Annotated in this window: 23 protein-coding genes and 2 tRNA genes; 18 read left to right on the top strand and 7 right to left on the bottom strand. The window is 74.2% G+C overall.

Annotation, left to right across the window (positions count from 1 at the left end; all coding sequences use genetic code 11):
- Positions 1-286: 286 nt before the first annotated feature.
- Positions 287-1,648 carry a DUF445 domain-containing protein gene (locus AB0F82_RS34690; protein ID WP_436842243.1) on the top strand — a complete coding sequence of 454 codons (1,362 nt, stop codon included), beginning with the start codon at positions 287-289 and terminating at the stop codon, positions 1,646-1,648.
- Positions 1,649-1,656: 8 nt separating this feature from the next.
- On the opposite strand, the gene AB0F82_RS34685 is transcribed toward AB0F82_RS34690, so the two are convergent.
- Both AB0F82_RS34685 and AB0F82_RS34680 read right to left on the bottom strand, forming a co-directional pair.
- On the bottom strand, positions 1,657-2,655 hold the full coding sequence (locus AB0F82_RS34685) for a hypothetical protein (protein WP_362634878.1): 999 nt from the start codon (positions 2,653-2,655) through the stop codon (positions 1,657-1,659).
- A 34-nt stretch (positions 2,656-2,689) separates the two neighbouring features.
- A complete protein-coding gene (locus tag AB0F82_RS34680; protein ID WP_356813905.1) occupies positions 2,690-3,226 on the bottom strand; it encodes a GNAT family N-acetyltransferase in 537 nt (178 codons plus the stop codon).
- A gap of 186 nt (positions 3,227-3,412) precedes the next feature.
- Between AB0F82_RS34680 and AB0F82_RS34675 the strand changes: the two genes are divergently transcribed.
- Positions 3,413-3,604, top strand: a complete 192-nt coding sequence (locus AB0F82_RS34675; RefSeq protein WP_356813904.1) for a hypothetical protein — start codon at positions 3,413-3,415, stop codon at positions 3,602-3,604.
- A 39-nt stretch (positions 3,605-3,643) separates the two neighbouring features.
- A complete protein-coding gene (locus AB0F82_RS34670) occupies positions 3,644-3,940 on the top strand; it encodes a hypothetical protein (protein ID WP_362634926.1) in 297 nt (98 codons plus the stop codon).
- Between the two features lie 7 nt (positions 3,941-3,947).
- On the opposite strand, the gene AB0F82_RS34665 is transcribed toward AB0F82_RS34670, so the two are convergent.
- Both AB0F82_RS34665 and AB0F82_RS34660 read right to left on the bottom strand, forming a co-directional pair.
- Positions 3,948-4,379: a very short patch repair endonuclease gene (locus AB0F82_RS34665; protein ID WP_362634876.1), complete on the bottom strand. Its 432-nt coding sequence runs from the start codon at positions 4,377-4,379 to the stop codon at positions 3,948-3,950.
- Between the two features lie 203 nt (positions 4,380-4,582).
- Positions 4,583-5,584: an SEC-C domain-containing protein gene (locus tag AB0F82_RS34660; RefSeq protein WP_362634874.1), complete on the bottom strand. Its 1,002-nt coding sequence runs from the start codon at positions 5,582-5,584 to the stop codon at positions 4,583-4,585.
- 56 nt (positions 5,585-5,640) lie between these two features.
- On the opposite strand from AB0F82_RS34660, the gene AB0F82_RS34655 reads away from it, so the two are divergent.
- From AB0F82_RS34655 to AB0F82_RS34640, 4 genes are all read left to right on the top strand, one after another.
- On the top strand, positions 5,641-6,447 hold the full coding sequence (locus tag AB0F82_RS34655; protein WP_362634871.1) for a class E sortase: 807 nt from the start codon (positions 5,641-5,643) through the stop codon (positions 6,445-6,447).
- A 90-nt stretch (positions 6,448-6,537) separates the two neighbouring features.
- Complete coding sequence (locus AB0F82_RS34650) at positions 6,538-6,885, top strand: DUF6412 domain-containing protein (RefSeq protein WP_362634868.1); 348 nt, start codon at positions 6,538-6,540, stop codon at positions 6,883-6,885.
- A 116-nt stretch (positions 6,886-7,001) separates the two neighbouring features.
- Positions 7,002-7,706, top strand: a complete 705-nt coding sequence (locus AB0F82_RS34645) for a YidC/Oxa1 family membrane protein insertase (protein WP_362634866.1) — start codon at positions 7,002-7,004, stop codon at positions 7,704-7,706.
- 207 nt (positions 7,707-7,913) lie between these two features.
- Positions 7,914-8,771: a fumarylacetoacetate hydrolase family protein gene (locus tag AB0F82_RS34640; RefSeq protein WP_362634863.1), complete on the top strand. Its 858-nt coding sequence runs from the start codon at positions 7,914-7,916 to the stop codon at positions 8,769-8,771.
- A 179-nt stretch (positions 8,772-8,950) separates the two neighbouring features.
- Here AB0F82_RS34640 and AB0F82_RS34635 read toward each other — a convergent pair whose 3' ends face one another.
- On the bottom strand, positions 8,951-10,084 hold the full coding sequence (locus AB0F82_RS34635; protein WP_356813897.1) for a Gfo/Idh/MocA family protein: 1,134 nt from the start codon (positions 10,082-10,084) through the stop codon (positions 8,951-8,953).
- A gap of 56 nt (positions 10,085-10,140) precedes the next feature.
- On the opposite strand from AB0F82_RS34635, the gene AB0F82_RS34630 reads away from it, so the two are divergent.
- From AB0F82_RS34630 to AB0F82_RS34600, 6 genes are all read left to right on the top strand, one after another.
- On the top strand, positions 10,141-11,319 hold the full coding sequence (locus AB0F82_RS34630; RefSeq protein WP_362634861.1) for an ROK family transcriptional regulator: 1,179 nt from the start codon (positions 10,141-10,143) through the stop codon (positions 11,317-11,319).
- 465 nt (positions 11,320-11,784) lie between these two features.
- Positions 11,785-12,543 carry a hypothetical protein gene (locus AB0F82_RS34625; protein WP_362634859.1) on the top strand — a complete coding sequence of 253 codons (759 nt, stop codon included), beginning with the start codon at positions 11,785-11,787 and terminating at the stop codon, positions 12,541-12,543.
- Between the two features lie 507 nt (positions 12,544-13,050).
- Complete coding sequence (locus AB0F82_RS34615; protein WP_362634858.1) at positions 13,051-13,188, top strand: hypothetical protein; 138 nt, start codon at positions 13,051-13,053, stop codon at positions 13,186-13,188.
- 300 nt (positions 13,189-13,488) lie between these two features.
- Positions 13,489-14,268 (top strand): HAD-IIA family hydrolase, encoded by a 780-nt coding sequence (locus tag AB0F82_RS34610; protein WP_362634856.1) that lies wholly within the window; start codon positions 13,489-13,491, stop codon positions 14,266-14,268.
- A 132-nt stretch (positions 14,269-14,400) separates the two neighbouring features.
- Positions 14,401-15,021, top strand: coding sequence for a hypothetical protein (locus AB0F82_RS34605; protein WP_356813893.1), 621 nt, complete (start codon positions 14,401-14,403; stop codon positions 15,019-15,021).
- 15 nt (positions 15,022-15,036) lie between these two features.
- Entirely contained in the window at positions 15,037-15,711 is a 675-nt protein-coding gene (locus AB0F82_RS34600; protein ID WP_362634853.1) for a class F sortase, read from the top strand.
- Between the two features lie 66 nt (positions 15,712-15,777).
- On the opposite strand, the gene AB0F82_RS34595 is transcribed toward AB0F82_RS34600, so the two are convergent.
- A tRNA-Lys gene (locus AB0F82_RS34595) sits at positions 15,778-15,851 on the bottom strand.
- A 215-nt stretch (positions 15,852-16,066) separates the two neighbouring features.
- Here AB0F82_RS34595 and AB0F82_RS34590 point away from each other — a divergent pair.
- The 5 genes from AB0F82_RS34590 (at position 16,067) to AB0F82_RS34570 (ending at position 23,273) form a co-directional block, all read left to right on the top strand.
- A complete protein-coding gene (locus AB0F82_RS34590; RefSeq protein WP_362634923.1) occupies positions 16,067-17,434 on the top strand; it encodes a peptidoglycan-binding protein in 1,368 nt (455 codons plus the stop codon).
- 1,694 nt (positions 17,435-19,128) lie between these two features.
- A complete protein-coding gene (locus AB0F82_RS34585; RefSeq protein WP_362634851.1) occupies positions 19,129-20,559 on the top strand; it encodes an SPFH domain-containing protein in 1,431 nt (476 codons plus the stop codon).
- A 191-nt stretch (positions 20,560-20,750) separates the two neighbouring features.
- Positions 20,751-21,353, top strand: a complete 603-nt coding sequence (locus AB0F82_RS34580) for a lytic polysaccharide monooxygenase auxiliary activity family 9 protein (RefSeq protein WP_436842245.1) — start codon at positions 20,751-20,753, stop codon at positions 21,351-21,353.
- A gap of 26 nt (positions 21,354-21,379) precedes the next feature.
- Complete coding sequence (locus tag AB0F82_RS34575; RefSeq protein WP_362634847.1) at positions 21,380-23,062, top strand: AMP-binding protein; 1,683 nt, start codon at positions 21,380-21,382, stop codon at positions 23,060-23,062.
- 137 nt (positions 23,063-23,199) lie between these two features.
- Positions 23,200-23,273: transfer RNA gene (locus AB0F82_RS34570), tRNA-Lys, on the top strand.
- 101 nt (positions 23,274-23,374) lie between these two features.
- Here the strand turns inward: AB0F82_RS34570 and AB0F82_RS34565 are convergent.
- Positions 23,375-23,778: IclR family transcriptional regulator domain-containing protein (locus AB0F82_RS34565; RefSeq protein WP_362634844.1), on the bottom strand; the 404-nt coding region annotated here is incomplete at its 5' end.

Genomic DNA, 23,778 nt, shown 5'->3' with positions numbered 1-23,778 from the left:
CGAGGAGACACCCCTGCCCGGCCCCGCGGACCGGCCCCCACCGCGCCCGGATCCCGACCCGCGGAAAACGGTCCGGACCCGCCCGCCCCGCCGAGGGCAGGGCACGCAGCCACACCCAGCCCCGCCGGCGATTGAGGCGCGGGGTCTGGGGCAGAGCTCCAGCACCACCGGCCGGAGCCCGCCCCCCGCCGCGGGAGCGGAACGGCGTGGCGGGAACTCCACCGGCCTCCCAAGAGTCGGATGCTATGCAGACAAAACCGGCGCCCCCGGGGGAAGGCAGGACCACGTGGACAACCGCAACCCAGCTGGCGGCACAGCCGGCCGCACGGCCGGAGGCACCGCCGCGCCGGCGGCACCACCCCCATCGCCCCCCGCCCGCGGAGCGTTCGTGTTCAACGCCGTCGACGAGGAGCGCCGCCGCGGCGTCCGCCGGATGAAGACCATCGCGACCGGCCTGCTGCTCCTGGTGGCGCTGGTCTACGTCCTGGCCACCTACGCCGAGCACGCCTGGGGCGCCGGCGCCTGGGCCGGCTACGTCGCCGCCGCCGCGGAGGCCGGCATGGTCGGCGCGCTCGCGGACTGGTTCGCCGTCACCGCCCTCTTCAAGCGGCCGCTCGGCCTGCCGATCCCGCACACGGCGATCATCCCGACCAAGAAGGACCAGTTCGGCGCCACTCTCGGCGAGTTCGTCGGCGAGAACTTCCTCTCCTCCGACGTGGTCCGTACCCGCCTCCACGCCCTCGGTATCGGCGGCCGCCTGGGCGCCTGGCTGGCCGAGCCCGCGCACGCCGACCGCGTCACGGCCGAACTGGCCACCGCCCTGCGCGGCGCGCTGACCGTCCTGCGCGACTCCGACGTGCAGGCCGTCGTCGGCGAGGCCATCACCCGGCGCGCCGAGTCCGCCGAGATCGCGCCGGGCCTGGGCAAGACCCTGCAGAAGATCGTCGCCGACGGCGGCCACCGCCGCGCCGTCGACCTCGTCTGCGCCAAGGCCCACGACTGGCTGATCACCCACGGGGACTCGATCACGGACGCCGTCCAGGGCGGCGCCCCCGGCTGGACCCCGCGGTTCGTGGACCGCAAGGTGGGCGAGCGCGTCTACAAGGAGCTGCTCCGCTTCGTCACGGAGATGCGGGACATGCCCGAGCATCCGGCGCGGGCGGCGGTGGACCGTTTCCTGCGGGACTTCGCGGCCGACCTCCAGTCGGACACGGCGACGCGCGCACGCGTGGAGCGCCTCAAGTCGGAGATCCTGGCCCGGGACGAGGTCCAGGACGTCATCGCCTCCGCCTGGTCCGCGATCCGCTCGATGATCATCTCGACGGCAGAGGACGAGCAGAGCGAGCTGCGCCTGCGGGTCCGCGCCTCGCTGATCTCGCTGGGCGCGCGCCTGGCCACCGACGGCCGCCTGCAGGCGAAGGTGGAGGGCTGGATCGAGGGCGCGGTCGTCTACGTCGTCACCACCTACCGCAGGGAGATCACCTCGCTGATCACCGACACGGTGGCGGCCTGGGACGCCGAGCACACCTCCCGCAAGATCGAGGCCCACATCGGCCGCGACCTGCAGTTCATCCGTATCAACGGCACGGTGGTCGGCGCCCTGGCCGGCCTGCTGATCCACACGGTGTCGCGCGCCCTCGGCGCCTAGAGCCACCCCTACGGCGTCCCGGTGGATCTGGGGAGCGGCAGCTCCAGCTGGGCGTGGCCGCGGGCGGTGACGCGGGGTGGGGCGGGGCGGGCGGCGCCCAGGGCGAGGAGCGCGCGGAGCGCGGCGATCAGGTCGGCCGGTTCCTCTCGCAGGATCCCGGGCGTCGTACTGACCACCAGGACGCCGCGGGCCTCCATGCGCAGTCTCCGGCGCAGCGTGGCCTGCCAGGAGTCGCGCGTGTAGTGGTACTCGGCGGAGTCGATCTCCAGAGCGACGCCCTCCTCCGGCCAGTACGCGTCCGGGCGGGCGAGGAAGGCCCCGTCGGGTCCGTAGAGCCGGGCGTTCCACAGCGGAGCGGGCAGGTCCGTGGCCGTCAGGCTGTCGCGTGCGCGGCCCTCGGCGATCGACCGGACTCCGGCGACCAGCTCGGCGGCCGCCGTCCGGACGGCCGGGCGGTGCCGGACCCGGCCGGCGCGCAGTTCGGCGTGCAGGTCGTGCGGGTGGCACCAGCCGCCCTGGACGACGTTCGCGAGGACGGAGCGCACCAGGTCGGAGTCGTCCGTACGGGCCGCGAAGTCGGTGGCCGCCCGGACCGGTCGGGTGCTGGGCACCCCGGCGATGGTGATGGTCGCGGGCCAACGCGCGGTCGAGAAGGGCCGGACGCGGCCGGTGGCCGCCACCGACCGTGGAGCGCGGACGAGTACGTCCAGTGGTTCGGGTGGCGCGTCGCGGATGCCGAGGAGTGCGAGGGCCGCGCCGCCGGTGAGTGCGGCGGCGGTGCCGGAGAGCGGGTCCGCGGTGAGCGGGGCGGCGTAGAGGACGGTGGCGAGGGCCTGCTGCCGGGTGTCGGGTGGGCCGGTCTGCAGGAGGTACACCCGTGGGAGGAGCCGTTGCCAGGGTCCTCCCCGGCGGCTGCGGCCGCTGATGGTGGCGGCCGGGATGCCGGCCTGGCGGAGCTGGTGGTGGGTGGCCATGTTCAGCTGGCGCTGGGCGATACGAGTGATCATGCCCCCGGTATGCCCGGTGGCGGGCGGCCGACGCTCAGGCCGAAGGGTGGTTCGGGGCGAGGAAGACGACGACGCCGTTCTCCGTGCCGGGCAGCGGCTTGACCTCGTGCCAGCCGAGCCGGTGGTAGGTGGCCACGGTGTCGGTGGCCACGCGGGCGGTCAGCAGCCAGGCCCGGTCGTCGGGGGCGTCGGCGGTGATCTCCGCGAGCAGAGCGCGCCCGGTGCCGTGCCCGCGCGCGTGCGGGCGTACGGCGAGCTCGTCGATCTCCAGGGCGCCGACGAGGAGCTCCCGTACGCGCTGCCGGCCGAGCTGTGCGGTGACCTGTCCGTAGCCGCGGTCCGCGGGGAAGGTGCGGGGTGTCAGCCAGGCGGTGGCGAATCCGTCGACGCCGAGGGGCGACTGCGCGAAGGCGGTGCGGAAGCCGGCGCGCCGGCTGTCGGCCTGCAGTCGGACGGCGAACTGGCGAATGGTTTCTTCATCTTCGTTCCACGGCGGGGCGGAGAAGACCTCGCCGTAGGTGTCGGCGAGCTCGTCCGTCAGGTCGAGGACGGCCGGTCCGTAACAGATCACGTTTGCAGCTCCTTGGGCCGGCTTGGGTGGCTTGGGTCGGATCGCCCCTATCGAAGACCGAATCTACGCCCGTGACGTTCCCCGGAGGGGAGGTCCGCAGATCCGGAGGGTGTGCGACAAATCCGACTTCCGTACGGTGTCGTGGGCCACCCGTATCGACCCGCCCGGCCGGGCGTTGAGCCCGGCGTGCGCAACAACCTCGTGAGCAGAGCCCTGATGGGTCTGGCCGCCTGCGCGGTGGCGTTCTTCGTGATCCTGGGGGTCATGGCCGTGCTCCCGCGGGCCCTGCAGGACGCGCTCCCGGACAACGTCCTGGGCGGGGCCGCCGTCGTGCTGGCAGTGGCGGCCGCGCGCCGCTTCGCCCGCCGGGCGCGTTAGCCTCGTCCGGTGACGTTCGAACGGCTGGAGGCCCGCACCATGGCGCAGTTCCCCACCTCGCTCGTAGCCGCGGGCGGTCTCGTCGGCGGATACGCCGCCGCCCGCTGGACCGGGAAGCGGCCGCTCGGCGGTGTGGTCCTCGCGGCGGCGGGCGCCGTCGCGGCCCGCGAATGGCACCGCCGCACGTCGCCGACGACGACGGCCCTGCTGGCCGCGGCCTACGTCGCCGCCTTCGCGGGCTCGCACCCCCTGGCGAAGAAGATCGGCGCCTGGCCGGCGGTCTTCACGGCAGCCGCCGCAATGGCCGCCACCACCTACGCCACGGCCGACCGCTAGCGGAGCCTCACCGCTCAGGGTGCAGCACCGCTTGCCGACGACTCACCGCGATCTTGCGCGCCACCTCGTCCGGGAGCTCGTGCTCCCAGAACCGCAGCACCGTCCACCCGGCGTCCTCCAGGTGTGCGGTCGTTTCGCGGTCCCGAGACATGTTCTTCTCGAGTTTGGCCCGCCACCATTCGGCATTCGCCTTCGGTCGCGTCGCATGCTGGGGGCAGCCGTGCCAGAAGCACCCGTCGAGAAAGACAGCGATCCTTGCGCGCGTGAACGCGATGTCGATCGTGCGGCGACGCATGCCGGGCACCGGCAGATTCACGCGATAACGCAGCCCGGCCGCGTGCAGAAGACGGCGAACCGCGACCTCCTGTGCGGTGTCGCGCGAGACCTGTCGGCTCATGCGCGCCGAGACAGCGGCGGAGGAAGGGACGGCACCATGCATGCACGCATGATGCCAGTCCCCTCGACCACGCGATCAGGAGATTCCGTGGTGCACCACGTGCGACTGCCGGGGAGGTGCACCCGGCGGGCCGCCTGACGGTCAAGGCGTCCGGTGTGCAACTCGGTTCGGACGCACTGCGCGTGCCTCGCGAGCGCTCAACCAAAACCAAGAGCGCGCGGACTACGGGCTGGACTCGCCCGGTTCTAGTTGCCGGTTCCGTGGCATTCCGAGTACGGCTTGCCCGAGGTGCACCAGCAGGGGGAGGTGGGGGTGGGGGGCCAGGGGGTGGCCTTGCCGCGGGCCGCGAGGGTCGTGGCGTATTCGGCCAGGAGGCTGGGGGAGGCCGGGGAGGTCTTCTCGGAGGCCGCGAAGGCCTCGTACGAGGGGACGCTCGCCGTCACGATGCCGAGGTTGGTGGTGCCCGAGGCGGCGAGGGCGCGCAGGGAGGTCTCGATGTCGCGCAGGTGGGCCTCGTGCGACGCGTACTCCGAGCCGAGCGTCGGGTAGCTGGTCAGCAGCTCGGACAGTTCGCGCTGCGGCCAGTGGAGGACCGCCACCGGGAACGGGCGGGACAGGGCCGCGCGGCGGTCGCCCAGTTCGGCGCGCAGGCGGGCGATCTCGGCGCGCAGCTCGGCCGGGTCGTCGGAGCCCAGGGCCCAGATGCGCTTGGGGTCGTGGAGCTCGTCGAGCGGGATCGGGCCGATGTGGCGGGTGTCGGCGACCATGTCCCAGTCGTCGTGCGGGCGCCCGAGGAGGCGGCGTACCCGGTGGCGGCCCGTCAGGAGGGCGGTGGTCGCCGGGGTGAGCGGGGTCGAATCCGCGATCAGGAGGGTGGCGGCCTGGGTGAAGCAGTCCTCGGAGGCTTCCAACTCGTCGTGCGCCTCAAGGGCTTCCGCGATGATCTCCCACGGGGCCGGGTCCTTGGGGGAGGCGGCGCGGATGCCCGAGATGAGGGCGCGGGCCTCGGGTTCGTGGCCGTACTCCCAGAGGTTCGCCGCCTGGAGGGCCTTGATCAGGTGGGGGTCGGAAGGTGAGGAGGAGAGGAGTCGGTCGTAGAGGGCGCTCGCCCGGTCCCGCTCGTCGGCCAGTTCGAGGTGGGCCGCGGCCTGGAGGAGCAAGGGCTCCTGGTCCTCGGGGTAGCGGGTCGCCGTGCGGATGAGGCGCTCGGCTTCGGCGATGTGCTCGGCAGGCGTGTCGGGGCGCATGGTTCACACCGTACTGCCGCTGGTCAGTTGACGGGGGAGGACTTAAGGTGCCGCCCGTGCGGGATCACATGCGTGTGGTGGTTCAGGGGCGGGGCCGGCGGGCGCGCCGGGCCGGTCTCGTGGGGGTCCTGTGGGCGACCGCCGAGTTGACCGTCACCGTGGGCGTGGTGGTGTTGTTACTGGTGGTGCACCAGGTGTGGTGGACCAACCGGCAGGCCGCGGTCGGGGCGCAGGAGCAGGTCCGGGCCCTGGAGCGGGCCTGGGAGGACGATCCCGACTCCGGTCCTCCCCCTTCCGAGGCGCCCCTTACTTCGCGTCCGGCTCCGTCTCCGTCCGCATCGGCCGCTTCCTCCTCTTCCGCTTCCTCGTCCCCCTCGCCTCCCGTGCCTGCGCCCCGGCCCGCCGGCGGGCCGTCGGCGGTGCGGGAGCGGGCGTACGCCGTGCTGCGCATTCCGCGCCTCGGCCTGGTCGTGCCCGTCGCGCAGGGCATCGACAAGCGTGCCGTCCTCGACAAGGGCTACGTCGGGCAGTACCCCGGGAGCGCCGGGCCCGGCGCGCAGGGGAACTTCGCGCTGGCCGGGCACCGCAACACCCACGGCGAGCCGTTCCGGTACATCAACCGGCTGCGGGCGGGCGACGAGCTGATCGTCGACATGCGGGGGCGCCGGTACACGTACGTGGTGGGAAAGACCCTGAGCGAGACGACGGAGCGGGACACCGGGGTGATCGCGCCGGTGCCGCGCAGCCTGGTGCAGCCGGGGTACGGCTACAGCGAGCCGGGGGCGTACATCACGCTGACCACCTGCACGCCCGAGTACAGCTCGAAGTACCGGCTGGTGGTCTGGGGGACCCTCAGGTCCTGACCACCCACGCCACCCACCGTTGTCGGAGGGCCCGGCTACCATCGATCGGGAACAGGGTTTCGAGAACGCCGAGCGGAGAGGGGGGTTCGTATGGCCGGACCGCGACGCGACGCCGTCCCGTTCGCCCGGATCGCCCGGGCCCTCTTCGTGCTGCTCCCGCTCCTGGTGCTGGTCGGGGGAGCCCTCGGCCTGTTCGCCGGGGAGGGCGGGTTGGGCGCCGTGGTGGTCGCCCTCGCCGCGACCGTCGCCGCCGTCTCCGTGGGCGCCGAGGCGCTGGCCGCCGCCGCACGGCTCGTACGGCCCGTGCCGCCGCACCGAATACGCACCGCGATCCGTGATCGCGAGCAGCGCACGGCGTTCCTGCCGCAGCGTGATCCCGATGCCTCGGGCCGGTCGCGGCCCAGGGCGCCCGGCCGTCTCGTCCCGACGGCCGCGTAGGGGCGCGCAGTACCTCTCGCCTTCTCCTGACTGATCACTGTTGTCGCCCCTCGCGGCTCGTCACGCCGAAATGCACACCTCTTTTCGACGTTCGACGAGACCCTCGGAGGGCCCACGTGTCCGTTTTCACCCACCTTGTTGCTGAGCTGGGCCGGCTTCTGGAGCCGGCGCTGGCCGAGTCCGCGACCGCTGCCGCGATCGTGCTGTTCACCGTGCTCGCACGGCTCGCCCTGCACCCGCTGAGCAGAGCCGCCTTCCGCGGCGCGACCCCGGTGGCCGGCTGCCTGCCCCTGTTGCTGCAGCTGCCGGTGTTCTTCCTCATGTACCAGGCGTTCTCGTCGGGGGGCGAGCTGCTGAGCCACCGGCTGTTCGCCGCGCCGCTGGGGTCGCGGTGGACCGAGGCGCTCGGGGAGGGCGGCCCGTTCGGGGCGCAGGGGCTGGTGTTCCTCGCGCTGTTCGGGGCGATCGCGATGGTGGCCGCATGGAGTGCCGTACGCGGGCGACGGTCGGCTGCGGTGGCCGCGCGGACGGCCGCGGCCGCTGCTGCCTCCGCCCCGAAGAAGAAGCCCGCCGGGGGTGCGGCGCTGCCCGAGCTGAGCGCCGAGCAGCAGGAGGCCGTGCGCAAGCTGGGCGGCGTACTGCCCCTGCTGTCCTTCGGCACGCTGATCACTGCCACCGTGGTGCCGCTGGCAGCCGGGCTCTACCTGCTCACCACCACCGCCTGGTCGGTGGCGGAGCGCGCATGGCTCGAGCACCGCAAGGCGCGCGCCGCCGAACGCGCTGCCGAGGCCGTCGCCCAGTCCCGCCCAGCCCGCCGCTGAGCCCGCCGCCGAGTCAGCCGCCCAGCCCGCCGCCGAGTCCGTCGCTTGGCGGCGGGCCGGCGGAGCGGTGCGTTCCACCCTGTGAACAGGGTCTTGCGGATTGGGTGGGCATCTTGGAGGATCGACCAATCCTCCGATGGCCGCAACCCATCGTCCGGCCCGGGGCATGCCCATGGGTCGACCACCCACGACCACGGGAGAATGCCCATGAAGCTGCTGCGTGTCGGACCGGTCGGGTCGGAGCGCCCCGCGCTGCTCGACCAGGACGGGACCCTGCGGGACCTGTCCGGCCTGATCACGGATGTGGACGGCGCGGTGCTCGCCGACGACTCCGTGCTCTCCCGGGTGCGGGACGCGGCCGAGTCGGGTGAGCTTCCGGTCCTGGACGCCGAAGGGCTGCGGATCGGCGCGCCGGTCGGCCGTATCGGCAAGATCGTCGGCATCGGCCTGAACTACTTCGGGCACGCGGCGGAGATCGGCGCGGAGCCGCCGGCCGAGCCGATCCTCTTCCTGAAGGCCGCGGACACCGTGGTCGGCCCCGACGACACCGTCCTGATCCCGCGCGGCAGCGTGAAGACCGACTGGGAGGCCGAGCTCGGCGTCGTCATCGGCAGCACCGCCCGCTACCTCGACTCCGCGGAGCAGGGCCTGGCGCACGTCGGCGGCTACCTGCTGGTCAACGACGTCTCCGAGCGCGAGTTCCAGATCGAGCGCGGCGGCACCTGGGACAAGGGCAAGAACTGCGAGACCTTCACCCCGCTCGGCCCGTGGCTGGTCACCGCCGACGAGATTCCGGACCCGCAGCTCCTGGACGTGAAGCTGTGGGTCAACGGCGAGCTCAAGCAGGACGGCAACACCTCTGACCAGATCTTCCCGGTCGGCGAGGTCGTCCGGTACCTGAGCCGGTTCATGACCCTGTACCCGGGCGACGTCATCGTCACCGGTACGCCGGCCGGTGTGGCGATGGGCCAGCCGGAGCCGAAGCCGTACCTGCGGGCCGGCGACGTCGTGGAGCTGGAGATCGAGGGGCTCGGCCGTCAGCGCCAGGAGTTCAAGAGCGCGTAGCCGCCGTCCAGGAGGAGCAGGGGACGGGCGGGGCCGCCATCGTGGCGGCCCCGCCCGTCACGCGTGCCCGTGCCCGGGGCGTCACGCGTGCCCGTGCCCGGGGCGTCACGCGTGCCCGTGCCCGGGGCGTCACGCGTGCCCGTGCCCGGGGCGTCACGCGGCCCCGTGCCCCTGGGGCGTCACGCGGCCCCGTGCTCCCCGTGCTCCGTGGTGACCGTGGTGACGGGAAGCTCGACCGCCACGCCCTCCTGGGACGACATGCGGGCCGCCTCCAGTACGTCGAGGCAGTGCGCGGCCTCGTGCGCCGTGACCGGGGCCGGCCCGCCCGTGCGCAGGGCCGCCTCCACCGCCGCGTAGTACGCCGGGTAGTCACCCAGCTCCGTCGGTACGGGGGCACCGCCGCCGGTCAGCGGGGACTCGCCCGAGCCCACCCGCCCCCACAGGTGCGGGGGCTCCTCGCCCCAGGGCAGCCGCCCGTCCGGCCGCAACCCCTCGCGCAGGGCGCCCTCCTGGGGGTCCAGGCCGTACTTGACGTAGCCGGCCCGCGAGCCGAGCACGCGGAACCGCGGCCCGAGCTGGGCGGCGGTCGCGCTGACGTAGAGGTGGGAGCGGACCCCGTTCGCGTGGGTGAGGGCGATGAAGGTGTCGTCGTCGGTCTCGGCGCCGGGGCGGCGCGCGTCGGTCTCCGCGTACACCCGTACGGCGGGCCCGAACAGCACGAGGGCCTGGTCGACGACGTGACTGCCGAGGTCGTACAGCAGGCCGCCGATCTCCTCCGGCGCGCCAGACTCGCGCCAGCCGCCCTTCAGCTGCGGGCGCCAGCGCTCGAAGCGGGACTCGAAGCGCTGGATCTCGCCGAGTTCGTCGTCGGCGATGAGACGGCGCAGGGTGAGGAAGTCGTTGTCCCAGCGGCGGTTCTGGAAGACGGAGAGGAAGGTTCCGCGCCGGTCCGCCAGGGCGGCGAGCGCCCGGGCCTCGGCGGCGGTGGCGGCGAGCGGCTTGTCCACGACCACCGGCAGGCCGGCTTCGAGGGCGGTGGTGGCGAGCGGGACGTGCGTCTTGTTGGGCGAGGCGATCACGACGAGGTCGAGGTCGCGCTGCCACAGCTCGTCGGCGGTGGCGGCGGTGTGGACGTCGGGGAATTCGGCGCGCGCCTGGGCCTGCCGGGCCGGGTCGGAGGTGACGACCGTGTCGAGGACGAGTCCGTCCGTGGCGGCCACCAGGGGGGCGTGGAAGACGGAACCGGCGAGTCCGTAGCCGATGACGCCGACGCGGAGCGGGGAGGATGGTGCGGTGGGGGCGGGGGTGCTCATGGGCACTACTTTGGCAACAGTGTTGCCGAAGTGCAAGGAGGGTGGACAATGGGGCGGTGGACAGTGGTAGCGGGAACAGCGGTCACGGCGGACACGGGGATGCGCACGGTCGGCGTGGCGGGGTGAACCTGCCCGCGCTGCGCGGCCACAACGACGCGCTGGTACTGGAGCTGCTGCGCGGCGCCGGACCGGTGGGCCTGGGCCGCACGGAACTCGCCGTCCGTACGGGACTCACCCCGCAGGCCGTCAGCAAGATCACGGCGCGGCTCGGCGCGGACGGCCTGATCGCGGAGGCGGGCCGCGCCGCGTCCACCGGCGGCAAGCCGCGCACTCTGCTCCGGCTGGTGCCCGATGCGCGGCACTCGGTGGGAGTGCACCTGGACCGCGACGAGCTCAGGGCGGTACGGGTGGACCTGGCGGGCCGCGTCGTCGCCGAGAGCAGCGGCCCGATCGACTTCGCGGCCGGACCGGAGGCGGCGGTGGAGGCGGTCGTACGAGCGGTCGCGCGGGTCGGCGGCCAGGCCGGACCGCCGCTCGTGGGGGTCGGCGTGGCCGCGCCGGGGCCGCTCGACCACCGGGCCGGGGTGATGGGTCGGGTGACGGGGTTCCCGAGCTGGAAGGGCTTCCCGCTCAAGGGGGTGCTGGAGGGGCGGCTGGGCCTGCCGGTGCTGCTGGACAAGGACACGAACGCCGGTGCGGCCGCGGCCGCCGGGGCGTGGCTCCGGGCGACCTGGCCGGAGGCGGGCGTCGGCCCGGGTGCGGGTGGCGATGTCCTTGCCGGCGGTGGGCCCCGTACTTGCGTGTACCTGCACGTCGGGACCGGGCTAGGCGCGGGACTGTGGCTGGGCGGCGGGGTCTACCGGGGTGTCCGCTCGGCGGCGGGGGAGTTCGGCCATCAGGTGCTCCTGCTGGACGGCCCGCCGTGCCGGTGCGGGGCGCGCGGCTGCGTGGAGGTGCTGTGCCTGGCGGCGGTGGCCCGAGGCGATCTTCCCGAGGCGGCACGGATCGTGGGCGAGGCCGCGGCCAACCTGGTCGCGCTGCTGGACGTGGACCGTGTGCTGCTCGGTGGGCGGGTGGTGGCGGCGGCGCCGGACGTCTTCGTGGCCGGTGTCGGAGCCGTTCTTGCGGCCCGCGCGCTGGATCCGGCCAGGCCGGTGGTCGCCCTGGCGGGGGCGGGTGTGGCGGAGGGGGCGGCGGAGATGACGCTGGCGCCGTTGTTCGGGCGGGTGGGGTGAGGGTGGGCGGGGTTGGTGCCGGTGCCGGTGCCGGTGCCGGTGCCTATGCCGGTGCCGCTGCCCATGCCTGTGCCGGGTGCCGCGCCGTTGCGGGGGCGCTGCCCCCGAGCCCCCGCGCCTCAAACGCCGGCGGGGCTGAAGGATCGGGGCTCCGCCCCGGGCCCCGCGCCTCAAACGCCGGCGGGGCTGAAGGATCGGGGCTCCGCCCCGGGCCCCGCGCCTCAAACGCCGGCGGGGCTGGAGGATGCGGCGAGGCGGAGGGCGCGGCGGGGCTGCACGGGGCGGCCGGGCTCGGGCGGGCTGGGGAGGGTGGATTTGACCCCTGGGCTGTTCGGGCGTAAACCGGGATGACTCAGGCGTGGTGCGCGGTGAGGGCTCGCGCGTGCGTGGCAGGGTGCGGGCAGGCCGGGGTGATGATCACCTCGTCCGACGATCGTCCTGTCCGGCGAGTAGCGAAGGTCTTCCATGCGACTGCGCAAAGCCCTTGCCCTCACCGCCTTCCTCTCCGCCGCCCTGGCCGCCACCACCGCATCCCCCGCCGGTGCGGACATCGGCACCGGCGGCGGTGCCCGCCCCGCTCCCGCGTTTCCGTCCCGCGTCAAGGCCACCTGCGGGGACGGCAAGAGTTCCGCCTTCCCCATCGGGGCGCGCATCCGCGGCGGTCCGGCCGTGTACCGCACCGGCGGCGAGCCGCAGACCTGGTTCCTGGACCTGACCAACACCACGAACTCCGAGTGCACGGCCATCCACCCCCTCGTCGTCCTCACCGACAAGGCCCGCGCCCTGCGCCCCGCGCACCTGCGGATGGAGTTCGAGGCCCCGGGCGGCATCCTGCCCGCCGGGCTGGAACTCAGCGACCGGGACGAGATCATCGCCGTCTTCGACGGCGGCGACGCCTTCCCCGGCTTCACCGTCGGCCCCGGCGGCACCCGGACCGTCAAGGTCACCCTCGCCTTCGCCCCCGACGCCCCCACCGGTGAGGTCGTCGCCGACGCCGCGCTCGTCCAGCGCAAGGGTGACGACGGGGACTGGGTCGGCGAGGCGGGCGGCTACCGCTTCTCCGTCGAGCAGTCCGAGGATTCCGTCGAGGCGGGCTCCCTCGCCCACACCGGTCCCCGGGAATGGGGGTACGGGGCGGGGGCCGTGGCCGCCCTCACCGCCGGTGGCGGACTCCTGCTCGGTGCGCGCCGGCTCCGCGCCCGTACTCCCTCCCGCAGCGACTGACCTCGGCCGCCCCACCCGTAACCCCCAAGCCCTGTTACCCGGGTACCCCCCAACCAGACAACGGTCCGGCATGCCCGAGCACGGAGGCATCCCCAAGCGCCCCGCCCTCAAGGCCCGGATCGCCGAGTCCGTCGAGGGACGCTGCCCACCGAGCGGGATCCGGCCGACCGGTACGAGGTGTCCCGCGAGGCCGTCCGGCATGCCCTGCGCGAACTGCTCCTGGAAGGCCGCCTGCGGCGCTCCGGCCACACCCCCGCCGGCGGCCACGGCGGCTCCACGATCGCCGAGCACGGCACCTTCGTCATCGCCGAAGGCGCCGGGCGCCGGCCGGTTCAGTCGGTGACGACGTCAAGCCGGCCGACGTGGCCGCGACCGCGCTCGCCCAGGGCGGCTCAGCACCTTCGGCATTGACGGCGTCCCGTCGAGCGGTCCGGACAGCGACCCCTTCGGCACCGTACGTCCTGCCCTCCAGGCCCGCGTGGACGACAGACGGGCACCCCGGCCGGGGTGAAGGGCTTCACGCACACGCCGCCCGCCGACTGGTCCGTCGACAACTCCACGATGGGCACCGGCGGTGTCACCGCACGGGCAGGCCGGGCCTTCGCGGCCGACGCGTTCTCGACCCAGTCGCAGCGCGACCAGTGACGCGAGCTGAACGCCCGCTCCGGTGGCGTCTTCGCCGTGGCCGACTCCGATGAGTGGGACGACAAGGCCCACACCGGCACCTTGGACTCCACCCTCGTCGCCCCCGGGTGGGCGGTCGCGGGCGAACAGCACGCGCGCCCTCGCCAGGGCAGAGTCCCTCGACGCGCTGGTCCGTCTCCGCCCCGGAGTCCGGGCTGTGGACGGCAGGGACGGCCGCAGCCCGGCCCGGATAGGGTGGGGAAACAGGTGGTACAGACCAGCAGTCGAGGTCGCAGGTCAGCGAGAGCGGAGAGCAGTCCAGTGGCAGAGCGCAAGCCGATCGAATCGTGGCTCACCGACATGGACGGGGTCCTCATCCACGAGGGGACGCCGATCCCCGGCGCCGATGCCTTCATCAAGCGGCTGCGCGAGTCCGGCAAGCCCTTCCTGGTGCTGACCAACAACTCCATCTACACCCCCCGCGACCTCCAGGCCCGCCTGTCCCGCATGGGCCTGGACGTCCCCGTCGAGAACATCTGGACCTCGGCCCTGGCCACGGCGAAGTTCCTCGACGACCAGCGCCCGGGCGGCACGGCGTACGTCATCGGCGAGGCCGGTCTGACCACCGCCCTGCACGACATCGGCTACGTCCTGACCGACCACGAGCCCGACTACGTGGTGCTCGGCGAGACCCGGACGTACAGCTTCGAGGCCATGACCAAGGCGGTCCGCCTGATCAACGCCGGCGCCCGCTTCATCTGCACCAACCCCGACGAGACCGGCCCCTCCACCGAGGGCCCGCTCCCGGCCACCGGCGCCGTCGCCGCGCTGATCACCAAGGCGACCGGCAAGCAGCCGTACTTCGCGGGCAAGCCGAACCCGCTGATGATGCGGACCGGGCTCAACGCCATCGGCGCGCACTCCGAGACCAGCGCGATGATCGGCGACCGGATGGACACCGACGTGCTGGCCGGTCTGGAGGCGGGCATGCAGACCTTCCTCGTCCTGACCGGTCTGACCACCGAGCGGGACACCGAGAAGTTCCCGTACCGCCCGACCAAGACGGTCGCCTCGATCAAGGATCTGGTCGACCTCGTCTGACGGGTGCGCGCGCCCCGGGTGGTTCGGCCGTCCGGGCGTAGCGCGTTTGGGGCGTACGGCTGACACGTACGGCGCCGCTCCGGATGCGGAGCGCCGCGCCGCGCGTGAATCTCCTTGTCGAGGAGGTTCACCATGCGCAGTGTTCCGATCGCTGTCCGCACCGCCGCCGTGGCCGCCGTCCTGGCGGCGGTCTCCGCGGTGACCGCGCCCACCGCCCTGGCGGGCGAGGAGGACCGCGGAGACCGCAAAGACCGCGGCAGCATCGCCGTCGACCCCAGCCCGGCCCACCCCGGAGCGCAGGTCAAGCTGCGTGTCCAGGGATGTGACAACAACCGCGGAGCGGCCAAGTCCTCCGTCTTCGTGGCCGACGCCGACCTCTACGGGCGGGACGGCGGGCGTCGCAGCCCGCTCTACGGCGACGCGATGATCAGCTCGCACGCCTCGCCCGGATGGCACGCCGTCCGGGTGTACTGCGACGGCGACGAGAAGTTCACCGGTTCGGTCCACATCTCCGAGTACCGGCACCCCTCCCATCACGCCTCGCCGATCTGGCCGGTCCACGCGGGCGGCGGCGGCATGGCCGACCGCCCGGCGCAGGCCCCCGGCCTGGTCACCACCGCGGCGAAGAAGGAGCACGGGGGCGAGGGCCCCGGAATGCCGCACACGGTGATCGGTGCCGTGCTCGCCGCGGTGGCCACGCTGGCCGTCGCCGGCCGGGCGCTGACCCTGCGCCGGCGTCGCAGCGGCGGATGAGGGGACGGGCGTCGCGTGAGCGAGTGGCGGACGGACGAGGCCAAGGCCTCCGCCGGGGGCCGGCTGCTGACCTTCGCGGCCTGGTCGGTGCTGGTGCTGGGCCTGTGGCTGTGGGGCCGTGAGCTCACCGTGGCGCCGGCCCCGCTCTCCGGGCAGGGCGGCGGGGCGGTGGGCGCGGGGCTGCCGGCCGCGCACGCCCCCGTCGCCGGTTCCCTGCCGCAGCGTGTCGACGTGCCGTCCATAGGCATCCAGGCCCCGGTGGTGTCCCGGGGCCTGGACAAGGACGGCGCGATCGATCCGCCGCCGTACGACAGCCCGGGCACGGTGGGCTGGTGGGGCCGGGGCGTGCAGCCGGGGGCGGCGGGGACGGCGCTGATGGTGGGACACGTGGACACGCGGTCCAAGCCGGCGGTCTTCTACGGCCTGAGCTCGGCGCAGGCGGGTGACAAGGTGCGCGTGGCGCGGGCGGACGGCTCCGTCGCCGAGTTCACGATCGAGGACGTACGGGTCTACGAGCGCGCGGCCTTCGACGCGCACAAGGCGTACGGCCCGCGGGTCGCGGGCCGCGCGGAGCTGCGGCTGGTGACCTGCGGAGGCACCTACGACAAGGCGGCCAAGGAGTACACGGCGAACGTGGTGGTCTCCGCCTACCTGACGGGCGTAGGAGTCCGGCCGGGCACGTCGGCGTGACATCGGCAATCGGTGGGAACGAAGAAGCCCCTCACAGCTTTCGCTGTGAGGGGCTTCCTCCGTCTGTGCGCCGCCAGGGACTCGAACCCCGGACCCGCTGATTAAGAGTCAGCTGCTCTAACCAACTGAGCTAGCGGCGCTTGCTGACAGGGAAAACTCTACCCCACCTCTCCGGGTGGTCGTGACCAGCCACGCCCGCCTTGTCCGATTAACCCATGTTTGAGGGGTTTATCGTGCACGATATGTCTGCGCCGACCGCATCTGATGCTTTATCAGGTGCGGCCCCGGTCGACCACTGGAACAGCAGGGGAGTGGACGGAACCGCATGACGATGCAGCCCCCGACGCATGTGCAGATGCCGATGCCCGCTTTCGAGGAGTACGAGCCCGCGGGCGACTGCGTGTGCCGGGGATGCGCCCAGCGCCGCCGTGCCCTCGCCCGGGCCCGTGCCATACCGCTCCGGGACGGGGGGCACCCCGCCGCGCGCGGGGCGCGGCGGGCGCTGGTCCTGGCCACCGCCGCCGGTGTGGTCCTCGGCGGGGGCGGGGGTACGGCGGTCGCCCTGAGCGCGCCTGCCACCGGGCCGGTGGCCCTCGACGACCCCGGCAGCCCGCAGGGCGGCCGCACCCCCCTGCACGGCCCGAAGGGCAGGCCGGGGAACCCCGGCGCCCCGGGCCGGCCCGGGGCCGTGAAGCGGATCGACCGCACGACGATCATCAACCGGGCGAAGCTGTGGCTGGACGCGCAGGTCCCGTACAGCATGTCCGCGTACTGGACGGACGGGTACCGGCAGGACTGCTCCGGCTACGTCTCCATGGCCTGGAACCTCGGCTCGAACGAGTGGACCGGCAGCCTCGACAAGTTCGCCACCAAGATCACGAAGGATGAGCTGCTGCCGGGGGACATGCTGCTCTTCCACAACCCGGCCGACCCCAACAACGGCTCGCACGTGGTCCTCTTCGGCGGCTGGGTCGACCAGACGCGCACGCACTACGTCGCCTACGAGCAGACGCGCCCCACGACGCGGAAGCTGGCCACGCCCTACGGGTACTGGGCCAACGCGGCGAAGTACGTCCCGTACCGGTTCAACGGGGTGACGGGCGGCATCGTCCCGCAGGTCCCGGGCGCCGTCCCCGCCCCCGCGCCCGTCCCCGAAGCGCCGGCGGCGGGACCCAGGCCGGGCGACGCCGCCAAGACCTTCCCCGGCGCGGACAAGTTCGCGCGGGGCGCCACCAACGACCACGTGGCGCAGCTGGGGCGGATGCTGATCGAGCGCGGCGCGTACCGGTTCTACCCCAAGGGGGTGGCCGACCGGACGTGGAACGATCACGACAGGCTCGCCACCCAGGCCTTCCAGCGCGCGCAGGGCTGGACGGGCGCCGACGCCGACGGCATCCCGGGCGCGCACACCTGGCGCCTGCTCGTCGACAAGCAGGGCAGGAACATCCCGCCGACGGTGGGCGCGGCGCCCGGACCGGGAGGCGTACGGGCCTACCCCGGGGCGGCGGTGTTCCGCCCGGGCCACGCCCACCCGGCCGTCGAGGCCCTCGGCCGGCAGCTGGTGAAGAAGGGCTTCGGCAAGTACTACACGTCCGACCCGGACGCCCGCTGGAGCGAGGCGGACCGCCGCAACGTCGAGGCCTTCCAGCGCGCGCAGGGCTGGCGCGGGGCCGCGGCCAACGGCTACCCGGGCCCGGAAACCTGGCGCCGGCTTTTCGCATGACGGAGGTAACGATGTTCCCCACGCGCACCACCTCGACGACGGGCACCCTCCATGTGTCCCCCGCCGCCGCCGCAACAGCCGCCACCACCTTCGGCTGGGCGATCGCCGCCCACCCCGCGCCGACGAGGCCCCGGCCCGGGGCGGCGGAGGCGACACCCACCGTCCCCTCCCCGTCCCCGTCGCCGGAACCGTCGCCGCGCGGTGCGGAACCGCCGACCGCGCCCACCCGGCCCTCCGCGCCCCGCGCGACGGACGTGGGTGCCGCCCCGACGGCGGCTCCGGCGTCGCCCGGTGCGGCGCAGGCGTCTGCCGTTGCGGCCCTGCACGCCGTCTCAGGACCGGCCGTGCCCGCTCGGCCCTCCGCGTCCCACGCGGCGTCGGTACCGGCGTCGGCGTCGGCCGGCCCGGCCTCATCCGCCGGGGCGACACCTGCCCCGTACGCCGCCCCGGCAGCGGCCGTGCCCGCCACGCACGGCAGCGCGCCGACGGGGGAGGCCGCCCCGGCTTCCGTCCCGGCGCCGGCCGGAGTGGCACCGCCCCGGGCTGCGGAGCCGCCGGCCGCGCTCGCCCCGCACGCCGTCCCGGCGTCGACGGGGGAGCCGTCGCCCGGAGAGGCGGAGCGGGCGGCCGTCCCGGCCTCCGACCCGCCCGGGCTGTCCGTACCGCACCCCGCGCCGGCGCTGCGCCCCGGGCCGTTCGGCGCGCACGCTTCGCCCCGGCCGGCGGGGTTTCCCGCGCCGCACTCCGAGCCGACGGAACGAGACCGGACGGAGCCCGCGCCCGCGGCGCTCGACGCGCAGCCCTCACCCCGGTCGGCGCAGCCGCAGCCCGGGACGGGCTCCCGTTCGGCGGTCGCACCGGCGAGGTCGCAGGACGGCGGGGCCTCCGGCCCGGTGCCCGGGTCCGCGGCGCGCACCGCGGATGCCCCGCTTCGGGCGCCCGAGTCGCGGACCGCACCGTTCGGTGCGCAGGCACCGCCGCGGGCGGCGGAGCCGCAGGCCGTGCCCGCTTCGGCGGAGCCGGAGGGCGAAGCGGTGTCCGGCCGGGCGGCAGCCCAGGCGGGCTTCCGTTCGGCGGTCGCACCGGCGAGGTCGGAGGGCGGCGGGGCCTCCGGCCCGGTGCCCGGGTCCGCGGCGCGCGCCGCGGATGCCCCGCTTCGGGTGGCCGAGTCGCGGACCGCACCGTTCGGTGCGCAGGCACCGCCGCGGGCGGCGGAGCCGCAGGCCGTGCCTGCTTCGGACTCCGCTTCGGCGGAGCCGGAGGGCGAAGCGGTGTCCGGCCGGGCGGCAGCCCAGGCGGGCTTCCGTTCGGCGGTCGCACCGGCGAGGTCGGAGGGCGGCGGGGCCTCCGGCCCGGTGCCCGGGTCCGCGGCGCGCGCCGCGGATGCCCCGCTTCGGGCGCCCGAGTCGCGGACCGCACCGTTCGGTGCGCAGGCACCACCGCGGGCGGCGGAGCCGCAGGCCATGCCCGCTTCGGCGGAGCCGGAGGGCGAAGCGGTGTCCGGCCGGGCGGCAGCCCAGGCGGGCTCCCGTTCGGCGGTCGCACCGGCGAGGTCGCAGGACGGCGGGGCCTCCGGCCCGGTGCCCGGGTCCGCGGCGCGCACCGCGGATGCCCCGCTTCGGGTGGCCGAGTCGCGGACCGCACCGTTCGGTGCGCAGGCACCGCCGCGGGCGGCGGAGCCGGAAGGCGAAGGCGTGTCCGGTCCGTCGGCGGCCGCCGCGCACGCTTCGTCCCCGGCGGCGCAGCCGCAGGCGGTCCCGTCCGCGGAGGCGAAGGGTGTTCCGGCTGAGGCCGGGCCGCGCATCGCCGGGGCTCGGGCCGGCGATCCGGCCGTGCCCGCCGCGCGCGGGCAGGTCGAGCCCGAGCCGGTCCACGCATCGACCTGGGCCGGGGCCGGGGCGAGCCTCGACATCCCGCACCCGCAGCACGAGGAGCCCGCCACCCCGCGGCCGCGGAACCCCGCCGACGCGGCGCATTCGGGCGTACCCGGGCCCGGCGTGGCCGAGATCGTCGCCCAGGCGGTGGCACGCGGCATCGGGGAGGACGACACGCTGGACCTGCCGCACGTCGTCGCCCCGCGCCTCGTCGCCCCACACCGCGGTACCGCCGTCACCGACGTACCGGTGCACCTCCCCTTCCGCGGCGACGCGTCCACCCCCCGCCCGGAGTCCGCCCCCAAGCGCAGACCCACCGCCCCGGCGCACCCCGCCCCCGGCCGCCGGGTCCCCCGTGGCGACGACCGCCTCCGGGAGCACCGCGGCCCGGTGCTGCCCGGCTGGGTCGGCGTCGCCGTCGGCGGCCTCGCCCTCGCCGGCTGCACGGCCGTGCTCTGGCGGGCCGGGGTCGTCCCCGCCCCCCTCGTCGCCGCCTTCGGCGCGGCACCCCGCGCCTACCACGGCCTGCGCGCCACCCACTGGCCCCCGCTCGCCTTCCTCGGCATCGTCGCCCTCGTCGCGCTCGGCGGCCTCGGCCGGGCCCGCACCGGCCACGCCTGGGTGCTCACCCTCTTCGGCCGCTACCGCGGCACGGTCCGCCGTACCGGCCTGACCTGGGTCAGTCCACTCCTGCTGCGCCGCCGGGTCGACGTACGCCTGCGCCACTGGCGCAGCGAACCGATGCCCGCCGTCGACTCCGGCGGCCTCGCCCTCCAGGTCGTCGTCCAGGTCGTCTGGCAGGTCAAGGACACCGCCCGGGCCACGCTCGCCGTCGCGGACCACACCGAGTACCTCGCCGAGCAGGTCGAGTCGGCCATGGCCCGTGTGCTGTCCCAGCTCCCGGCGGACGCCTTCCACGAGGACGCCCCGACCCTGCGCGACGCCGAGGCCGTCGGCGACGCGCTGACCCGGATGCTGGCGGCCGAGACCGAGGCGGTCGGTGTGGAGGTGTACTCGGCCCAGCCGACCCGGATCGAGTACGCGCCCGAGGTCGCCGAGGCCATGCGGCGCCGCCGGGTCGCCGCGATCGACGCCAAGCACCGGGACACCGTGCTGACGTCGGTGGTGGACGCCGTCGACGACACCGTCCACCGGCTGACCTCGCGCGGACTCGTCGAGCTCGACGACTACGAGCGCAAGGCCCTGGTGAAGGACCTCACGGTCGCCTTCTACACGGGGCGCAGCGAGTAACGCGATCCGCATCGCGCAACGGGAACGGGTGGCCGGAAGTGACCGGACCACCCGTTTCCTCATTGGTATGGACATGGCCAACTCTCGTCAATAATCTGGAACTTGGTCTAGACCTGAATCCCCATACGCGCGCGCTCGACGAACTCCCCCCACGTTCAAGGAGCATCATGCGTCCCATCCGCATGCCCGGAATGCCTGGAATCCCCAGAAGGGCCGGCATCGCCGCGCTCGGCCTCGGCCTCGTCGCCGGCGTCACCCTCCTCGGCGCCCCCACCGCCAGCAGCCACGGCTACACCGACACCCCCATCAGCCGCCAGAAGCTCTGCGCCAACAAGACCGTCTCCGACTGCGGCGCGATCCAGTGGGAGCCGCAGAGCGTCGAAGGCTTCAAGGGCTTCCCGGCCGCCGGCCCCGCCGACGGCAAGATCTGTTCCGGCGGACTCTCGCAGTTCGCCGAGCTCGACAACCCGCGCGGCGGCGCCTGGCCCGCCACCAAGGTGACCAGCGGCCAGAGCTACGCCTTCCGGTGGCAGTTCACCGCCAACCACTCCACCACCGACTTCAAGTACTACGTCACCAAGAACGGCTGGACCGGCACCAAGGCCCTCACCCGCGCCGACCTCGAACCCCAGCCCTTCCTCACCGTCGCCTACAACGGCGCCCGCCCCTCCATGACCACCGTCCACCAGGGCGCCATGCCGGGCGGCAGGACCGGTCGGCACCTGATCCTGGCGGTCTGGACCGTCAACGACACCCCGATGGCCTTCTACGCCTGCTCGGACGTTCAATTCTGACGATACGTCAGCTAGTCTCCGGCGGCATGCGGACGACGACGACAGCACCCGAAACCGTCGCGGAGCTCATAGCGCGCCAATGGGGCGACCACCGGCCCGGGCTGATGTACGAGGACGGCGAACGGCACGTCCTCACCCACCACCGGAACGCCCAGGAAGCCGCCGCACGCGCCGCGCTCCTCGTCGACCTCATGCCCGCCGGGGCCGAACCGCACCTCGGGGTCCTGCTCGACAACACCCCCGAGTTCCCGTTCTGGCTCGGCGCGGCGGCCCTCGCCGGGGCCGCCGTCGCCGGGATCAACCCCACCCGGCGCGGCCCCGAACTGGCCCGCGACATCCTGCACACCGACTGCCGTCTCCTGATCACCGAGCCCGCCCACCTGCCGCTGCTGCGCGGCCTCGAACTGCCCGGCGTCCGCATCCTGGTCACCGGCACCGAGGAGTACGAGGCCCTCCTCGCGCCCTACGCCGCCGCCGAACCCGGCGAAGCGGCCCTGCGCGCGCCCGCCCCCGACTCCCGCCTCCTCCTCTACTTCACCTCCGGCTCCACCGGCGCCCCCAAGGCCGCCGTCTGCAGCCAGGGCCGGCTCGCGGCAGCCGGCGCCTCACTGGCACGGCAGTTCTCCGTCGGCCCGGACGACGCCCACTACGTCTGCATGCCGCTCTTCCACGGCAACGCCGTCATCGCCGACTGGCTCCCCGCCCTCGTCGGCGGCGCCGCGGTCGCGCTGCGCCGGCGTTTCTCCGCCTCGGCGTTCCTGGACGACGTGCAGGCCTACGGCGCCACCTACTTCACCTACGTCGGCCGGGCGATCCAGTACCTCCTGGCCACCGAGCCCCGCCCCGACGACCACTCCCACAGCCTGCGGCTCGGATTCGGCACCGAGGCCGGACCCGTGGACGCCGCCCGCTTCGCCGAGCGCTTCGGCGTCCGCTTGGTGGAGGGCTACGGCGCCACCGAGGGCGGCGCCTCGGTCCAGCGCACCCCGGACACCCCGCCGGGCGCCCTGGGTCGGGCCGGCGCGGGCGACGACCTGGCGGTGATCGACCCGGAGACGGGCCGGGAATGCCCTCCGGCCGTCCTGGACGGGGACGGTCGCCTGCTCAACGGCTCCGCCGCGATCGGCGAACTCGTCAACCGGGGCCGCAGCCTGTTCGAGGGCTACTGGCGCAACCCGGACGCGGAAGCCGACCGCACCCGGGACGGCTGGTACTGGACCGGCGACCTCTTCTTCCGCGACCCCGCCGGCTTCCTCTATTTCGCCGGCCGCACCGACGACCGGCTCCGCGTCGACAGCGAGAACCTCGCCGCGGCGGTGATCGAGAACATCCTCGCCCGCTGGCCGGACGTGACGGCGGTCGCCGTCTACGGGGTTCCCGACGAGGTGGCCGGCGACCAGGTGATGGCGGCCCTCTCGCTCCGCGACGGCGCGGTGTTCTCCCCGGAGGCCTTCGACGCCTTCCTCTCCCGCCAGCCGGACCTGGGCACGAAGGCGGCCCCGCGCTACGTCCGCATCGTCCCGGAGCTGCCGGTCACCGCGACGAACAAGGTCCACCGAGTGGCCCTCCGCCGCACCGGCTTCCGCTGCGCCGACCCCGTCTGGCACCGATCCCCTGCCGGGGGCTACACCCCGCTGACCCCGTCGGCGATGTCGGCCCTCCTGGCGCGGTACGAGGCCCAGGGCCGCCTCGACCTCCTGCACCGCTGAGGCCGCGCCGCCGTTGCGGGGGCGCTGCCCCCGAGCCTCCGCGCCAGATCCAGCCCCGCCCAGCGGCCCACCCGCGCCACCGCCGGTAATGGTTTGGAGCACCCCTGCGGACCAGGTAGTATTTTCTCTGTCAGCAGGCGCCGCTAGCTCAGTTGGTTAGAGCAGCTGACTCTTAATCAGCGGGTCCGGGGTTCGAGTCCCTGGCGGCGCACCTGTCCTTCGGGCGGTTTCCGGTTCACCGGGAACCGCCCGAAGTGTTTTCCGGGCCCGTGTCCAGGGCCCGCGTCCAGGACCCAGAACCGTCCCGCCCCGCTAGAGCGTGAGCGACAGCAGCAGCGGTGCGGCCTTCCGGTTCAGGGTGTCGGCCGCGGCCCGCAGCCGGTGTGCGTGCTCGACCGGCATCGACAGCGCCAGGCAGCCGACCGAGGCGCCCGCCGTGATCGGGACGGCCGCGCAGACCGTGCCCACGGCGTATTCCTGCAGGTCGAGCATGGGAACGGTGGCCGGCTGCGAGTCCAGCTTGGAGAAGAGGATCCGCTCGTTCACGATCGTCTTCGACGTGAGCCGGGCGATCTTGTGCCGGGACAGATGGTCGCGCCTCCCGTTCAGGTCGAGCTGCGTCAGCAGGCACTTGCCGACCGCGCTGGCATGCGCGGCCGACCGGAAGTCGACCCACTCGTGGACCTTCGGGGTGCGCGGGCTGTCCGCGAACTGCG

It is taken from the genome of Streptomyces virginiae (genome assembly GCF_040638905.1).
Taxonomy (GTDB): domain Bacteria; phylum Actinomycetota; class Actinomycetes; order Streptomycetales; family Streptomycetaceae; genus Streptomyces; species Streptomyces virginiae_B.
This window is presented reverse-complemented; position numbering and strand designations above follow the sequence as displayed.

Coding starts and splice junctions, on each gene's coding strand:
- AB0F82_RS34685 (WP_362634878.1), bottom strand. CDS start 2,655: ATGATCACTCGTATCGCCCAGCGCCAGCTGAACATGGCCACCCACCAC.
- AB0F82_RS34670 (WP_362634926.1), top strand. CDS start 3,644: ATGGCGCAGTTCCCCACCTCGCTCGTAGCCGCGGGCGGTCTCGTCGGC.
- AB0F82_RS34665 (WP_362634876.1), bottom strand. CDS start 4,379: ATGCATGGTGCCGTCCCTTCCTCCGCCGCTGTCTCGGCGCGCATGAGC.
- AB0F82_RS34660 (WP_362634874.1), bottom strand. CDS start 5,584: ATGCGCCCCGACACGCCTGCCGAGCACATCGCCGAAGCCGAGCGCCTC.
- AB0F82_RS34650 (WP_362634868.1), top strand. CDS start 6,538: ATGGCCGGACCGCGACGCGACGCCGTCCCGTTCGCCCGGATCGCCCGG.
- AB0F82_RS34640 (WP_362634863.1), top strand. CDS start 7,914: ATGAAGCTGCTGCGTGTCGGACCGGTCGGGTCGGAGCGCCCCGCGCTG.
- AB0F82_RS34635 (WP_356813897.1), bottom strand. CDS start 10,084: ATGAGCACCCCCGCCCCCACCGCACCATCCTCCCCGCTCCGCGTCGGC.
- AB0F82_RS34625 (WP_362634859.1), top strand. CDS start 11,785: ATGCGACTGCGCAAAGCCCTTGCCCTCACCGCCTTCCTCTCCGCCGCC.
- AB0F82_RS34605 (WP_356813893.1), top strand. CDS start 14,401: ATGCGCAGTGTTCCGATCGCTGTCCGCACCGCCGCCGTGGCCGCCGTC.
- AB0F82_RS34590 (WP_362634923.1), top strand. CDS start 16,067: ATGCCGATGCCCGCTTTCGAGGAGTACGAGCCCGCGGGCGACTGCGTG.
- AB0F82_RS34580 (WP_436842245.1), top strand. CDS start 20,751: ATGCCTGGAATCCCCAGAAGGGCCGGCATCGCCGCGCTCGGCCTCGGC.
- AB0F82_RS34575 (WP_362634847.1), top strand. CDS start 21,380: ATGCGGACGACGACGACAGCACCCGAAACCGTCGCGGAGCTCATAGCG.